The following is a 14,091-nucleotide window of genomic DNA, read 5'->3' on the forward strand; positions in this document are numbered from 1 at the left end:
CCATGGAGCGCATCTGGCTTAAGCAATATCCGCCCGGCGTCCCCGCCGATATCGAGCCGACGCAATATTCATCGCTGGTCGACCTCCTGGAGGAGAGCTTCGCCAAGTTCGCCGACCGCAAGGCGTTCATCTGCATGGACAAGTCGATCAGCTATCGCGACCTCGACCAGATGTCGCTGGCGATGGCGTCCTACCTGCAAGGGCAAGGCCTGCAACGCGGCGCCCGCGTCGCGATCATGATGCCGAATGTGCTGCAATATCCGGTCGCGACCGCAGCCGTACTGCGCGCCGGTTTCGCGGTGGTCAATGTCAATCCGCTCTACACGCCGCGCGAGCTCGAGCACCAGCTCAAGGATTCCGGCGCCGAAGCCATCATCGTGCTGGAGAATTTCGCCCACACCGTCGAGCAGGTGATCGCGAAGACGCAAGTCAAGCACGTCATCGTCGGCAGCATGGGCGACCTGCTCGGCTTCAAGGGCGTGATCGTCAATCTGGTCGTCCGCCGCGTCAAGAAGATGGTGCCGGCCTGGTCGCTGCCAGGCGCGGTGTCCTTCAACGACGCGATCTCCGCCGGCCGCTCTCTGGCATTCAACAAGCCGAAGCTGTCGCCCGGCGACGTCGCCTTCCTGCAATATACCGGCGGCACCACCGGCGTGTCCAAGGGTGCCACCTTGCTTCATCGTAACATCGTCGCCAACGTCCTGCAGAACGACGCCTGGCTGCAGCCGGCGATGGCCGCGCCGCCGCATGTCGATCAACTCATGGTCGTCTGCGCGCTGCCGCTCTATCACATCTTCGCGCTGACGGCCTGCTACCTGCTCGCGGTGCGCGCCGGCGGCTGCAATCTCCTGATCCCCAACCCGCGGGACATCCCGGGCTTCATCAAGGAATTGGCGAAGTACCAGGTCAACAACTTCCCGGCCGTGAACACGCTCTACAACGGCCTGATGCATCATCCCGACTTCAAGAAGCTCGACTTCTCCAAGCTGAAGATCTCAAACGGTGGCGGCATGGCGGTGCAGCGCCCCGTCGCCGAGCAGTGGAAGGCGATCACGGGCTGCTCGATCGCCGAAGGCTACGGCCTGTCGGAGACGTCTCCGACGCTGACCTGCAACACCACGACCGATCCCGAGTTCAACGGCACCATCGGCATCCCCGTGCCCTCGACCTGGATCTCGATCCGCGACGACGACGGCAACGAGATGCCGCTCGGCCAGCCCGGCGAGATCTGCGCCAAGGGTCCGCAGGTGATGTCGGGCTATTGGAACAGGCCGGAGGAGACCGCCAAGGTGATGACCGCAGACGGCTATTTCCGCACCGGCGACATCGGCATCATGGACGAGAAAGGCTACACCAAGATCGTCGACCGCAAGAAGGACATGATCCTGGTCTCCGGCTTCAACGTCTATCCGAACGAGATCGAGGAAGTGATCGCGAGCAACCCCGGGGTGCTCGAATGCGCCGTCATAGGCATTCCCGATTCCAAGTCGGGGGAGGCGGTGAAGGCGTTCGTGGTCAAGAAGGACCCGGACCTCACGGCGGAGGCCCTGGTCAAGTTCTGCCAGGAGCAGCTGACGGGCTACAAGGTGCCCAAGCACATCGAATTCCGCACCGACCTGCCGAAGACCAATGTCGGCAAGATCCTGCGCCGGCAGCTCCGCGACGAGAAGAAGGCGGAGGCGGCGTAGGCGCCTCTTTCGTTCATGACTGATTTCGGCAATATCAGTCCGGCCGGCATCCTCGCCTTCTGGCGCGAGGCCGGCCGCGATGCCTGGTACGAGCGCGACGACGCATTCGACGCGGAGGTCAGGCGCCGCTTTCTCGCGCTGTGGCAGAAGGCGGTCGCCGGCGAGCTCTCGTCGTGGGAGGAGACCGACGAGGGCGCACTCGCGCTCGTCATCGTGCTCGACCAGTTTCCGCGCAACATGTTCCGGGGCACGGCGCAGGCCTTTGCCAGCGACGCGCTCGCGCGCGACGTCGCCCGCCGCGCCATTGCGCGGGGTGCAGATCAAAGGATCGATCCGGTCCTGCTCGAATTCCTCTATTTGCCCTTCATGCATTCCGAGCACCTGCCCGACCAATTGCACTGCGTCGCGCTGTTTCAAAACACCGAGAATGCCGAAAACCTGAAATACGCGCGTGAGCACGCCGACATCATCCGGCGGTTTGGCCGCTTCCCCCACCGCAACCGCCTGCTCGGCCGCGACACCACCCCGGACGAGCAGGCCTTCCTCGACGGCGGCGGGTTCGCCGGCTGATGACATAATGGTGAAGGGTCCCGCCCTCACCGCCTGCCCTACCGGCAACATTGTGCAGCGCCGCCGCACGGTCTAAAAAGCGGGACCGATTTTCAGGGAGACTGACGATGGCGATCCAGACTGGCGACAAGCTGCCCGAGGCGAAATTCCGCGTGATGACGGCCGAAGGCCCGCAGGTGAAGACCACCGACGACATCTTCAAGGGCAAGAAAGTGGCGCTGTTCGCGGTGCCCGGCGCCTATACCGGCACCTGCCACAAGATGCATCTGCCGAGCATCTTCCTCAACGCCTACGCCATGAAGGACAAGGGCGTCGACACCATCGCCATCGTCTCCGTCAACGACGCCTTCGTCATGAACGCGTGGAAGCGCGACACCGACCAGCGCGACGAGGCCATCTTCCTCGCCGACGGCAATGCCGACTTCGCCAAGGCGATCGGCATGGAGCTCGACGCCTCCGGCAACGGTCTCGGCATCCGCTCCAAGCGCTATTCGATGTTGGTCGAGGACGGCGTGGTCAAGAAGCTGAACCTCGAGGCGATGCCCGGCAAGGTCGAGGTGTCCGGCGGCGATACGCTGCTCGGGCAGCTGTAAGCGGCCACCGCTTTCAGCCACAAACGACACTGTCATGCCCCGCGAAAGCGGTGCATCCAGTATTCCAGAGACAGTTGTTGTTGAATCGAGAGGCCGCGGCGTACTGGATCGCCCGGTCAAGCCGGGCGATGACGGCGGAACATGAGGAAGGAGCGCGGATCCGCGCTACTCCGCCACCCGCGCCTGCAACCGCGCCTTCACGATGCCGTCCCGCGCGAGCTGATCGGCGCGTTCGTTCTCGGGATGCCCCGCGTGGCCTTTGACCCAGTGCCAGCGCACGTCATGAGCCTTCAGCGCAGCATCGAGGCGCTGCCATAGCTCGACATTCTTCACCGGCTTCTTGTCGGCGGTGCGCCAGCCGTTGCGCTTCCAGCCGTGAATCCAGCCGGTGATGCCCTGACGGACATATTGGCTGTCGGTATAGAGATCGACCGTGCACGGCTTCTTCAGCGCTTCCAACGCGGAGATCGCCGCCATCAATTCCATCTGGTTGTTGGTGGTGTGGCGCTCACCACCGTTCAGTTCTTTTTCCTTGTCGCCGAACTTCAGGATCGCGCCCCAGCCGCCGGGCCCCGGATTTCCCGAGCAGGCGCCGTCGGTGTAGATCGTGACAATCGGAAGCTCGCTCACGCCACCAGCCCCGACGGCATCAGCCCGTAGTCGCGCACGCTGGAAACGCTCTGGTGGAAGCGCAGCTTGCGGACATATTCCAGCGGATCCTTCGGCCGAACCAGCGCGCCGGGCGGAACGTTGAGCCAGTCGACCAGCCGCGTCAGCAGGAACCGCATCGCGGCGCCGCGCGCGAGCAGCGGCAGCGCTGCCTCTTCCGCCTCGGACAGCTTTCGCACACGGCCATAGGCGTTGAGGAAGGCCCGCGCCTTGGTGACGTTGAAGGAATGATCCGGCTCGAAGCACCAGGCGTTGAGACAGATCGCGACGTCATAAGCCAGCATATCATTGCAGGCGAAAGTGAAGTCGATGATTCCGGAGAGCTTGTCGCCGAGGAAGAAGACGTTGTCGTTGAAGAGGTCGGCGTGGATCACGCCTTCAGGCAGCTGCGTCGGCCAGATCCCGCTCTCGAGGTAGTCGAGTTCGTGGCTCAGGAACGCGCGCAGGCCGGGCTGCACCTCGTCGGCCCGCTGTGACGCGGCATCGAACAGCGGCCGCCAGCCCGGGACCGACAGCGCGTTCGCACGCCTGATCGCGAAATTCGCGCTCGCCAGATGCATCCTGGCGAGCCCCTCGCCGACGCCGGCGCAATGGGCCGCGTTCGGCTTGCGCGGCCAGACGCCCTCGAGAAAGGTGATGATCGCGGCCGGCCGGCCCGACAGCTCGCGCAACGCCTCGCCGTCCGTTCCCTTCACCGGCAGCGGGCAGTTGACGCCGTGCTCGGCCAGATGCGTCATCAGTGCGAGGAAGAACGGCAGATCGTTCTTCGCCACGCGCTTCTCATAAAGCGTGAGGATGAACGATCCCTTGGTCGTATGCAGCAGGAAGTTGGAATTTTCGACGCCCTCGGCGATGCCCTTGTACGAGAGCAACTCGCCGAGATCGTATTGGTTGAGGAAGTCCGCAAGCTCGTCGGCGGCAACGTCGGTGTAGACCGCCATGAAGGTCTACTCGGCGGCGGCTTCGGGGCGCACCTGACGCGGCAGCGGGAAGAACTCGTTCTCTTCCGCGGCCGAGACCGTCTCCACATGCAGCGTGAAGCGCTCGGCGAACGCGTCCATGATCTCCTCGACGATCACTTCCGGGGCCGAGGCGCCCGCGGTGATGCCGAGGCTGGTGATGTTCTCGAACCGCTTCCAGTCGATTTCGGTGGCGCGCTGCGCCAGCACGGCGATCGGGCAACCCTCGCGCTCGGCGACCTCACGCAGGCGCTGCGAGTTCGACGAGTTCGGCGCACCGACCACGATCAGGGCGTCGACCACCGGCGCCACCTTCTTCACCGCGAGCTGGCGGTTGGTGGTGGCGTAGCAGATGTCCTCCTTGTGCGGCCCGTTGATGTTCGGGAAGCGCTCCTTCAGGAGCGCCACGATCTCCGCGGTGTCGTCGATCGACAGCGTGGTCTGGGTCACGAAGGCGAGGTTGTTCGGGTCCTTCGGGGCGATGGTCTTCGCGTCCTCGGCGGTCTCGATCAGGGTCACGGCGCCAGTCGGGAGCTGGCCGAGCGTGCCCACCACCTCCGGATGATGGGAATGGCCGATCAGGAAGATCTCGCGGCCGCGCTTGAAATGGATCGCGGCCTCGCGGTGGACCTTGGTGACCAAGGGGCAGGTCGCATCCAGCGAGAACAAATTGCGGGACGTGGCGTCGGCCGGAACCGATTTCGGCACGCCATGGGCCGAGAACACCACCGGCGCGGTGGTGTTTTCCGGGATCTCGGCGAGTTCCTCGACGAAGATCGCGCCCTTCTTCTTCAACCCATCGACGACGTATTTGTTATGCACAATCTCATGGCGAACATAGACGGGGGCGCCGTATTTATCGAGCGCCCGTTCCACGGTGTCGATCGCCCGGACCACCCCGGCGCAGAAGCCACGGGGAGAACAAAGCACGATCTTGAGGTCTGGTTTGGCTGACATTGAGCGATCTCGGGACCGAATCACCTCGCCAAATGGGCGGGAAGCGGTCGATGAATGAATAGGGCTTGGGTACGGTCTTACAGGGACTTCAGAGGGAATTGGGCCCCCTTTCGGGCGCTGTCAAGGCACTATCTATAGCAGAACCATTGCGTGGCTACCCCCTCCGGGCTTATATAGCGCGAATTCCCAGTCATCGCTGATGACCACCGGTTTCGCCTCCAAAGGGGTGGGCGAAGCACAAAGGAGATTTGCCATGAGCAACGCACCTCTGATGCCCAAGGCGACCGCCGTCTGGCTGCTCGACAACACCGCGCTGACCTTTGATCAGGTCGCCGATTTCACCAAAATGCACCCCCTCGAGGTGCGCGCGATCGCCGATGGCGACGCCGCCCAGGGCATCAAGGGCATGGATCCCCTCTCCAACGGCCAGCTGACCCGCGAGGAGATCGAGAAGGGCGAGAACAACCCGGACTACCGGCTCCGCCTCCAGGAGAGCAAGGTGGTGCTGCCGCCGCAACCCAAGCGCAAGGGCCCGCGCTACACCCCGGTCTCGCGCCGCCACGAACGCCCGAGCGCCATTCTCTGGCTGCTGCGCAACCATCCCGAGCTCAAGGATGCCCAGATCATGCGCCTGGTCGGCACGACCAAGAGCACGATCGCCAGCGTCCGCGATCGCACCCACTGGAACACCTCCCAGCTGACGCCGATTGACCCCGTCACCCTCGGCCTCTGCTCGCAGATCGAGCTCGATTTCGAGGTCGCGCGCGCGGCCAAGGAAAAGCCGATCGACGCAGCCTATGGCGGCGCCACCCTGCTGCCGGCCTCCGAAACCACCAAGAAGGACGAGTACGAACCCGCGGAGCGGTCCAGCGACGATCTCAACGTCGATGCCGTGTTCGCCAAGCTGAAGACGCTCGGCGGCAAGAAGCAGGACCAGGAGGAGGAGTAATCCTTCTCTCTTCCTTCGTGAACGCAACAAAAACGCGGCAGGGAAACCTGCCGCGTTTTTGTTTTGCATCTGCAAAACGACTGACAACGCATACCCTCCGGCGTCGTCCTGGCGAAAGTCAGGACCCATTACCCCAAGGAGGAATTAGGCGAAGTCTCGTCGCTCGGTTCTCCTATCGCGCCCAGTCGATAGATTCCGCGGTATGGGTTCTGGCTTTCGCCAGGACGACGTTAGGGAGACAGTGTGCCTCCCTAACACAACAACAATCTCAGAACTTATACGTCACACCACCGCCGACCAGCCACGGGTCGATATGCGCGGTGCCGATAACCGGCAGCCCACTGACCGTCGCCGAATAGTCCGGCCGCAACCAGAGCTTCTTGACGTCGACGTTGAGGCCCCAGTGCCGATCGAGCATGTAGTCGAAGCCGAACTGCACCGCGCCACCGAAGGCGTTGCTGACATGCAGGCTCGTGGTGGTGGCGACAATCGCGGGCGGACCTGCGATGACGGCCGGCGTATTGGCGGCGGAGTTGCTGAAGAACATTGTGTAGTTCACGCCGGCACCGATATACGGCTTGAATGCGCCGAAATTGTCGAAGTGATATTGCAGGGTCAGCGTCGGCGGCAGCAGCGTAGTCTTGCCGATCGGCAGATTTGCGAGCGAGCCGGTGCCGCTGATCGAATGCCGGGTTACGCCCAGGATCAGCTCGGCCGCGATGTTCCTGGTGAAGAAATAGCTGATGTCGAGCTCAGGCACGACCTGGTCGCTGATCGAGAGGCCCGAATTCGGCGACGACAGTGACGGAACGCCGGCGACATTGACGGTCGAGCCGCCCGCATCCGGCAACACGCCAAGCACCCGCAAACGCACCATCCAGGGATTGAAGGCTTCTACCGGCGGCGGCGCCTTTTTGTAGACCGGCAAATCGGCGGCCTGTGCCGAGGCAAAAGCCCCCGCCAGCGCCGCACCTAGCGTCGCGAGCCGCGCCATGTTTCTTATTATTCCGTCCATTGCATTCCCATTCAGCCATTTGCGCGCTTCGTTGCGCGACATCAGCGTCAGAGCAGAAAGGCAGTGGTGAAGGATTGATGCCGATCAAATCAGGACAAGTGCGATTGCGATTTGGCTGCGGCGTTGCAGATCTGTCGCGGCAGGATAATGCCACGGCTTACATCATGGCCGGTCCGGATGGTTCAGCATGTATTCGCCGAGGTCGCGCTGGCGGCGGTCGGCGCGGGTGGTCGCGGCGCTGCGCTGGACGTCGCGGTCCTTGCGGCAGGCCACGTATTCAGGCGAGCCGGCCGCATAGCCGCGGCTCTGGCAGACCGCGTCGTCATCATCGCCGCCCATCGCCACCGGCGTCTGGTAGCGCGCGGAGCAGGCGGAGAGAATGAGGCCCGCAAATGCAATCGCTAGAAACGGCTTCGAATTCATGGCAGGCCCTTCATCCTCATGGTGAGGAGCCCGCGCAGCGGGCGTCTCGAACCATGCAGGCCAAGCTGGAGCAGCGGGGCCTTTCATCCTTCGAGACGCGCGCCAGGCGCGCTCCTCAGGATGAGGATTGAGCGGAAAAATGCGGCCTATTCAAGCCCCATTGCAAACCTCACACCCGCCCCTTCAGTGCATCGCCGATCTCGTCGAGCACTTTGGGGTCCTCGATCGTCGCCGGCATGGTCCAGGCTTCACCATCTGCGATCTTCTTGATGGTGCCGCGCAAGATCTTTCCGGAGCGCGTCTTGGGCAGGCGCCCGACGGTGATGGCGAGCTTGAACGCGGCAACGGGACCGAGCTTGTCGCGCACCAGCGCGATGATCTCCTTCTCGATCTCGGCGGGGGCCCGCTTCACACCCGCCTTGAGCACCAGGAAGCCGCAGGGTACCTCACCTTTGATCGCGTCCTTGACGCCGAGCACGGCGCATTCGGCGACATCGGGATGCGAAGCCAGGATCTCCTCCATGCCGCCGGTGGAGAGCCGATGGCCGGCGACGTTGATGATGTCGTCGGTGCGGCCCATGACGAAGACATAGCCGTCCTCGTCCTTGTAGCCGGCATCCGATGTTTTGTAGTAGCCGGGGAATTCGGTGAGGTAGGCTTCCTTAAACCGTTCGTCCTGATTCCACAGTGTCGGCAGGCAGCCCGGCGGCATCGGAAGCTTGATGACGATCGAGCCCATGGTGTTCGGACCGACCGGCTTTGCCGCTTCGTCGACCACGTCGACCTGGTAGCCCGGCATCGGCACCGTCGGCGATCCGTGCTTCACCGGCAGCTGGCCTAAGCCAACCGGATTGCCGGCGATGCACCAGCCGGTCTCGGTCTGCCACCAATGGTCGATGACAGGCACTTTCAACTGCTGCTCCGCCCATTCCACCGTCGGCGGATCGGCGCGCTCGCCGGCCAGGAACAGCGTGCGGAACGTCGAGAGGTCGTACTGCCGGATGAATTTTCCTTCCGGATCTTCTTTCCGGAGCGCGCGGAACGCGGTCGGCGCAGTGAAGAAGGCGACAGCTTTGTGCTCGCTGATCACGCGCCAGAACGCGCCGGCATCGGGCGTGCCGACCGGCTTCCCCTCATACATGATCGAGGTCGCGCCGTGCAGCAGCGGGCCGTAGACGATGTAACTGTGGCCGACCACCCAGCCGATGTCGGAGCCGCACCACCAGACCTCGCCCGGCTTGACGCCATAGAGGTTGAACATGGACCATTTCACTGCGACGAGATGGCCGCCATTGTCCCGCACGACGCCCTTGGGAATGCCGGTCGTGCCTGACGTATAGAGGATGTAGAGCGGATCGGTGGCGGCGACGGGCACGCAAGGCGCCTGCTTGCCGTCGTTCATCGCCTTGCGGCGCAGGCCCGCCCAATCATAGTCACGGCCGGGCGTGAGGGCGCAGACGAGCTGCGGACGTTGCAGCACGATGCAGGCCTTCGGCTTTGCGCCCGCAAGCCTGATCGCCTCGTCGAGCAGCGGCTTGTACTGCACGATGCGGCCGGGCTCGATGCCGCAGCTCGCCGACAGGATCAACTTTGGCTGCGCATCGTCGATGCGGGTGGCGAGCTCTTTCGCGGCAAAGCCGCCGAACACCACGGAGTGCACCGCGCCAATGCGCGCGCAGGCGAGCATCGCAACGACGGCCTCCGGGACCATCGGCATATAGAGGACGACGCGATCGCCCTTGGCGACACCAAAGTCCTGCATGATGGCGGCGAGCGCCTGCACTTCGGCCAGCAGTTCGGCGTAGGTGAATCTGGTGACGCTATTTGCCAGCGGCGAATCATGGATTAGCGCGATCTGGTCGGCGCGGCCGCGTTCGACGTGGCGGTCGAGCGCGTTGTAGCAGGTGTTCACAATGCCACCGCTGAACCAGCGGCCGTAGACGCCCGGCGAGGGATCGAAGATCTTTTTTGGTGGCTCGATCCAGTCGATCTCCTTGGCCGCCTCGGCCCAAAAGCCCTCAGGGTCGGCCAGCGAGCGCGCATAAACCTCGTGATAGAGGCTCTTTCCGTCGATGTTTCCTTGGACGTTTCCTCGGACGTTCATTCCCGCGCTCCCGTTCCCTTTTATTCGCCTGGCCTTGACCTTGTGGCAGGACAAACGTCCCGCCATGACAGGGATCAAGTACCGGCCATGTTTGAGGGCTATTTTCCCGGGAATGGGCCGCGGTTCAAGCTGAAAAGAACAGTGCTCAGCTATCCATCGCGTTCAGCCGCTGCAGGCGGTCCTGCATGACCTTCCTCAGATCATAGCCGGCGCGGCCGAAGCTCGTATTGCGGGTGGCGAGGAAGTCGCGCTGGGTGCGACGGAGGTCGCCGGCCGAGCGGGACCCGGCCGATTTCAGCACGCGCTCATAAGTCTCGGCGATCTGGCGATCGAGCACACCCAGCTGCGGATCGGCACAGATCACCTTCTCGACCTCGCGCTTCGCAGTGGCACAATCGAACGACGGGCCCTTGCCGGAATTCGCCGCGAGCGGCCGCAGCGGCTCGCCGCCGAATTTCACGATCTCCGCGATCATGGCGCGGCGGCCGGCGGCAGCGTTGTCGTTGCCGGGATCGAGCCGCAGCGCGGTCTCGTAGTCGGCCAGCGCCTTCTTGCGCTCGCCCATCTTCTTGTAGAGCACGGCGCGGTTATTGTAGGTCTGCGCGAAATTCGGCTCGAGTTTCAGCGCGGCCTCGTAATCGCTCAGCGCCGCGCCAAGCTCGCCCTTGAGGTGGTAGGAGTCGCCGCGGTTAGCGAAGAAGTTCGGGCGCGGTGCCAGCCGCAGCGCCTGATCGTAATCGGCAATCGCCTTGTCGTACTCGCCCATCGCGGCCAGGGACAGCCCGCGATTGTCGTAATATTCGGGCACCTTCGGATCGAGCCTGATCGCCTCGCCGTCGTCGGCAACCGACCTCTCGAGCTGGCCGAGCTTCTTGTAGGCGGCGCCACGATTGGTGTAGCTGCGCGGCCGATTCGGATCGAGCCGCAACGCCTCGCTGAGATCGCGGATCGCGTTCTCGTTGTCGCCGCCGAGATAATAGGTCACGCCGCGGTCTGACCAGGCCTGTGCATTGTCAGGCTTCAGCTTGATCGCCTGGTCGTAATCGGCAAGCGCGCGGTCGAGCCGGCGCTGGTTGGTGTAGACCACGCCGCGCAGCTCGTAAGATTCCGAATCCTGCGGATTGAGTTCGATGGCCTTGCTGAGGTCCGCCGCGGCGCGGTTGAGATCGCCGCCGGCCTCGCGGAGGAGATCGCCGCGCAGGCGCCAGGTTTTTGCGTTCTTGCCATCGAGCGCAATGGCGCGGTCGATGTCCCGCAGCGCCTGCGTGAGGCCGCCCGAGGTCCGCGCATTGGCGTCGGCGCGCACCAGCAACGCCGCGGCGCGATCGGAGGATGGAATTGAGGCCTGGTCAATGGTGGCGCTGCAGGCCGGGATCAGCTCAGCCGGAGCGGCTTTGCTCTCCATCACGCAATCGACGCCGGCCAAGGCAGGAGCGACGAGGACGACGCTCATTGCCGCGCTGAGCAGGAGCGAGCGAAACGAGATTTTTGCAAACGAGAGCATTTGCGCGGAAGGATGCGTGCCGCACATGGCATAGAGCTCCGGGACATCAGGCTTTCACCATTGTCGCGGCGGCCAAAGAATCGGTTCAAATCGAGGCGTGCCAGCGGCGCACCGATCCTTCCCTTTTTCGACCCGCTCTTACGGGCGAGATGAGCAGCCTCAATACCCGTCCACCCCGTTCAGCCGCTGCAGCCGCTCCTGCATCGCCTTCTTCAAATCGTACCCCGGCCGGCCGAACCCCGCGTTGCGGCGGGCGATGAAATCGTCCTGCTCGCGCTGAAGCGCCTTCGCTTCGCCTGCATTGCGGGCTTCGCGCAACACGCGCGCGTTGGCGGCAAAGACCTCACGGTCGAGATCAGCGAGCTCGCGGTTGACGCAGATCGCCTTCTCGACGGGGCGGCGCGCACCCTTGCAAATGAAGCTGGGCTTGCCCGCGACCGCCATCTGCGCGCCGATCCGCTCGATCTCGCGCGCCATCGCCTTGTGATTGGCCTTGGCCTGCTCGTGGTTCGGATCGATCTTCAATGCCGCGCCGAAATCCTGCACCGCCTTGGGCTTGTCGCCCTTCCTCAGCCAGAGCTCGCCCCGCGCGTTGAAGATATCGGCGAGACCGGAATCGAGTTCCAGAGCGCGGCTGTCGTCGGCGATCGCGCGGTCGACTTGGTCGTGCCGCGCATAAAGCCCGCCGCGCGCGATCAGCGCCTTGATCAGATCGCCTTTCGCCGTCTTCTCGTTGTCGATCACGGCGGCGCAGGCCGTGGCGGCCTTGTCGATGTCGTCGGCCGCGGCAGCCGCGAGGCACGGCGCGATGTCGACCTGCGGGACCGCGGCCGGTTCGCCGCCGGTCGCGGCATGAGCCACGACGAACGAGAGCGCGAAGAGCACCCCGGCGCCGGACCATTGAATGAGAAAACGCATGCTCGTCACAGTCGGAAAATCTTGGGTTAAGGTCCGGGTTGAGGTCTTGCCTGGGGGCCGCACTATCCATCATACGGCCGGATTGGTGCTAGCTTGTGGCGCCGCTCAAATCGGTTTCGGGGATCAACGTGTCGACATTCGAATGGATCATCGTGCTTCTGCTCGGCGCCGTTGGATTATCGGCGCTGGCGCGGCGGATCAAGGTCCCCTATCCGACCTTTCTCGCGATCGGGGGCGCGCTGATCGCGTTTGTGCCGTCGAGCCCGTCCTGGACGCTGGAGCCCGACCTGGCGTTGGCTCTTTTTGTCGCACCGGTCCTGCTCGATGCCGCCTTCGACACCTCGCTGCGCGATCTCCGCAACAATTGGGTTCCGGTCTCCACTCTGGTCGTCGCCGCCGTCGGCCTGACCACGGCCGCTGTGGCCTACGTCGCCCACCGGCTGATGCCTGACATGCCCTGGGCCGCCGCGGTTGCGCTCGGCGCCATCGTGGCCCCGCCGGACGCGGCCGCTGCGGTCGCGATCCTGAGCCAGGTGAAGCTGCCTCACCGCATGGTCAAGGTCCTGGAAGGCGAGAGCCTGCTCAACGACGCGACCGCGCTCTTGATCTATCGCATCGCGGTCGGAGCGATCGCAACCGAGCATCTGGCATGGAGCCAGGTCGCGCCGACCATGGCGCTGGCCCTGGTCGGCAGCGTCGTCGCGGGCTTGGTCGCAGGCCGCGTCATTCCGCTGTTCATGGAACGCGTGAAGGAGGCCCCCAGCTCGATCATCATCCAATTCGCCACGACCTTCATGGTCTGGATTGCCGCCGAGCATCTCGGTCTCTCTGGCATCCTCACCATAGTAGTCTACGGCATCACCATCGCCCGCACGGCTGGGACACGCATGCCGGCGCGGCTGCGAGTACCTTCCTATGCGGTGTGGGAAACCATGGTGTTCGTGCTCAACGTGCTCGCCTTCATGCTGATCGGCATGCAGATGCGGCCGATCTGGACGCGCCTCGATGCGGACGTGCGCTGGGAATATTGCGTGGCGGCCGCCTGGATCCTGCTCACCGTGGTCCTGGTGCGGCTGGCCTGGATCACGTTCTACCGCACGACGCTGCGCACGCTGGTGGCGCACGGCATCTATCACCCCAAGGATCCGAAGCAGGTCGCCTCGGCCAAGGGCGGCCTCATCATCTCCTGGTGCGGCATGCGCGGCTTGGTTACGCTCGCCACCGCCTTTGCCCTGCCGGAGAGCTTTCCGCATCGTGACTTCATCGTCTTCTCGGCGTTTGCCGTCGTGCTCGGCACGCTGGTCGTGCAGGGCCTGACGTTGCGGCCGCTGATCCTGGCGTTCGGCCTCAAGGACGACGATCCCGTCGGCATCGAGGTCGCGCGTGCCCGCGCCGTCGCCTATCGCGCGGCGCTCGACGCGATCGAGGACGATCCGTCGGAGGAAGCCGAAATCCTGCGGCTCGAATATCGCGCCATCCTGATGCAGGCCGACGACGATCCCCATGGCGGCATCACCAACGGCGAACTGCCGGCCGATCCCCTGCGCCGCCGCGGCATCGCGGCCGCGCGCAAGTCGATCTTCGAACTCCGCGCCACCGAGGTGATCGGCGACGACGCGTTTCACAGAATCGAGGAGGAGCTCGATCGCGCGGAATTGAGCGCGGGGGGTTAGATCCGCAAACACCGCTGTCGTCCCGGACAAGCGAAGCGCAGATCCGGGACCCATACGCCGCAGCAAGTG

General features: G+C 64.1%; 13 protein-coding genes. 5 read left to right on the top strand and 8 right to left on the bottom strand.

The annotated features are described in order from the left end of the window. Nucleotides 1-2 precede the first annotated feature (2 nt). The 3 genes from ABIB90_RS00975 (at nt 3) to ABIB90_RS00985 (ending at nt 2,851) form a co-directional block, all read left to right on the top strand. Nucleotides 3-1,688, top strand: coding sequence for a long-chain fatty acid--CoA ligase (locus ABIB90_RS00975; protein ID WP_354199965.1), 1,686 nt, complete (start codon nt 3-5; stop codon nt 1,686-1,688). Nucleotides 1,689-1,703: 15 nt separating this feature from the next. Further along, the gene (locus ABIB90_RS00980; protein ID WP_354199966.1) at nt 1,704-2,258 is read left to right on the top strand and encodes a DUF924 family protein; all 555 of its coding nucleotides are present in this window, start codon (nt 1,704-1,706) and stop codon (nt 2,256-2,258) included. Nucleotides 2,259-2,365: 107 nt separating this feature from the next. Further along, entirely contained in the window at nt 2,366-2,851 is a 486-nt protein-coding gene (locus ABIB90_RS00985; protein WP_007597501.1) for a peroxiredoxin, read from the top strand. Between the two features lie 165 nt (nt 2,852-3,016). Here ABIB90_RS00985 and rnhA read toward each other — a convergent pair whose 3' ends face one another. From rnhA to ispH, 3 genes are read right to left on the bottom strand one after another with little or no spacing between them, the layout of a single operon-like run. Further along, entirely contained in the window at nt 3,017-3,481 is a 465-nt protein-coding gene (rnhA, locus tag ABIB90_RS00990; RefSeq protein ID WP_007597503.1) for a ribonuclease HI, read from the bottom strand. Further along, entirely contained in the window at nt 3,478-4,461 is a 984-nt protein-coding gene (locus ABIB90_RS00995; protein WP_007597504.1) for a homoserine kinase, read from the bottom strand. The genes rnhA and ABIB90_RS00995 overlap by 4 nt, the downstream gene beginning before the upstream one ends. A 6-nt stretch (nt 4,462-4,467) precedes the next feature. Further along, nucleotides 4,468-5,436, bottom strand: coding sequence for a 4-hydroxy-3-methylbut-2-enyl diphosphate reductase (gene ispH / locus ABIB90_RS01000; RefSeq protein WP_007597506.1), 969 nt, complete (start codon nt 5,434-5,436; stop codon nt 4,468-4,470). A gap of 253 nt (nt 5,437-5,689) precedes the next feature. On the opposite strand from ispH, the gene ABIB90_RS01005 reads away from it, so the two are divergent. Beyond that, nucleotides 5,690-6,385, top strand: coding sequence for a DUF1013 domain-containing protein (locus tag ABIB90_RS01005; protein WP_007597507.1), 696 nt, complete (start codon nt 5,690-5,692; stop codon nt 6,383-6,385). Nucleotides 6,386-6,653: 268 nt separating this feature from the next. Here ABIB90_RS01005 and ABIB90_RS01010 read toward each other — a convergent pair whose 3' ends face one another. The 5 genes from ABIB90_RS01010 to ABIB90_RS01030 form a co-directional block, all read right to left on the bottom strand. Continuing rightward, nucleotides 6,654-7,400: an OmpW/AlkL family protein gene (locus ABIB90_RS01010; RefSeq protein ID WP_354200369.1), complete on the bottom strand. Its 747-nt coding sequence runs from the start codon at nt 7,398-7,400 to the stop codon at nt 6,654-6,656. A gap of 162 nt (nt 7,401-7,562) precedes the next feature. Continuing rightward, a complete protein-coding gene (locus tag ABIB90_RS01015; protein ID WP_007597509.1) occupies nt 7,563-7,823 on the bottom strand; it encodes a hypothetical protein in 261 nt (86 codons plus the stop codon). Nucleotides 7,824-7,992: 169 nt separating this feature from the next. Then, nucleotides 7,993-9,927, bottom strand: a complete 1,935-nt coding sequence (locus tag ABIB90_RS01020) for a propionyl-CoA synthetase (RefSeq protein WP_007597510.1) — start codon at nt 9,925-9,927, stop codon at nt 7,993-7,995. Nucleotides 9,928-10,072: 145 nt separating this feature from the next. Continuing rightward, on the bottom strand, nt 10,073-11,458 hold the full coding sequence (locus ABIB90_RS01025; protein WP_354199967.1) for a tetratricopeptide repeat protein: 1,386 nt from the start codon (nt 11,456-11,458) through the stop codon (nt 10,073-10,075). Nucleotides 11,459-11,590: 132 nt separating this feature from the next. Further along, the gene (locus ABIB90_RS01030) at nt 11,591-12,349 is read right to left on the bottom strand and encodes a tetratricopeptide repeat protein (RefSeq protein ID WP_007597512.1); all 759 of its coding nucleotides are present in this window, start codon (nt 12,347-12,349) and stop codon (nt 11,591-11,593) included. 95 nt (nt 12,350-12,444) lie between these two features. Between ABIB90_RS01030 and ABIB90_RS01035 the strand changes: the two genes are divergently transcribed. Continuing rightward, nucleotides 12,445-14,022: a cation:proton antiporter gene (locus tag ABIB90_RS01035; protein ID WP_354199968.1), complete on the top strand. Its 1,578-nt coding sequence runs from the start codon at nt 12,445-12,447 to the stop codon at nt 14,020-14,022. The last annotated feature ends 69 nt before the right edge of the window (nt 14,023-14,091 follow it).

It is taken from the genome of Bradyrhizobium sp. JR4.1 (assembly GCF_040548605.1).
Classification (GTDB): Bacteria; Pseudomonadota; Alphaproteobacteria; order Rhizobiales; family Xanthobacteraceae; genus Bradyrhizobium; species Bradyrhizobium canariense.

What these genes read in the sequence shown, in the direction of transcription:
- ABIB90_RS00975 (WP_354199965.1), top strand. Translation starts at nt 3, where the DNA reads ATGGAGCGCATCTGGCTTAAGCAATATCCGCCCGGCGTCCCCGCCGAT.
- ABIB90_RS00980 (WP_354199966.1), top strand. Translation starts at nt 1,704, where the DNA reads ATGACTGATTTCGGCAATATCAGTCCGGCCGGCATCCTCGCCTTCTGG.
- ABIB90_RS00985 (WP_007597501.1), top strand. Translation starts at nt 2,366, where the DNA reads ATGGCGATCCAGACTGGCGACAAGCTGCCCGAGGCGAAATTCCGCGTG.
- ABIB90_RS00995 (WP_007597504.1), bottom strand. Translation starts at nt 4,461, where the DNA reads ATGGCGGTCTACACCGACGTTGCCGCCGACGAGCTTGCGGACTTCCTC.
- ispH (WP_007597506.1), bottom strand. Translation starts at nt 5,436, where the DNA reads ATGTCAGCCAAACCAGACCTCAAGATCGTGCTTTGTTCTCCCCGTGGC.
- ABIB90_RS01005 (WP_007597507.1), top strand. Translation starts at nt 5,690, where the DNA reads ATGAGCAACGCACCTCTGATGCCCAAGGCGACCGCCGTCTGGCTGCTC.
- ABIB90_RS01010 (WP_354200369.1), bottom strand. Translation starts at nt 7,400, where the DNA reads ATGGACGGAATAATAAGAAACATGGCGCGGCTCGCGACGCTAGGTGCG.
- ABIB90_RS01015 (WP_007597509.1), bottom strand. Translation starts at nt 7,823, where the DNA reads ATGAATTCGAAGCCGTTTCTAGCGATTGCATTTGCGGGCCTCATTCTC.
- ABIB90_RS01020 (WP_007597510.1), bottom strand. Translation starts at nt 9,927, where the DNA reads ATGAACGTCCGAGGAAACGTCCAAGGAAACATCGACGGAAAGAGCCTC.
- ABIB90_RS01025 (WP_354199967.1), bottom strand. Translation starts at nt 11,458, where the DNA reads ATGTGCGGCACGCATCCTTCCGCGCAAATGCTCTCGTTTGCAAAAATC.
- ABIB90_RS01030 (WP_007597512.1), bottom strand. Translation starts at nt 12,349, where the DNA reads ATGCGTTTTCTCATTCAATGGTCCGGCGCCGGGGTGCTCTTCGCGCTC.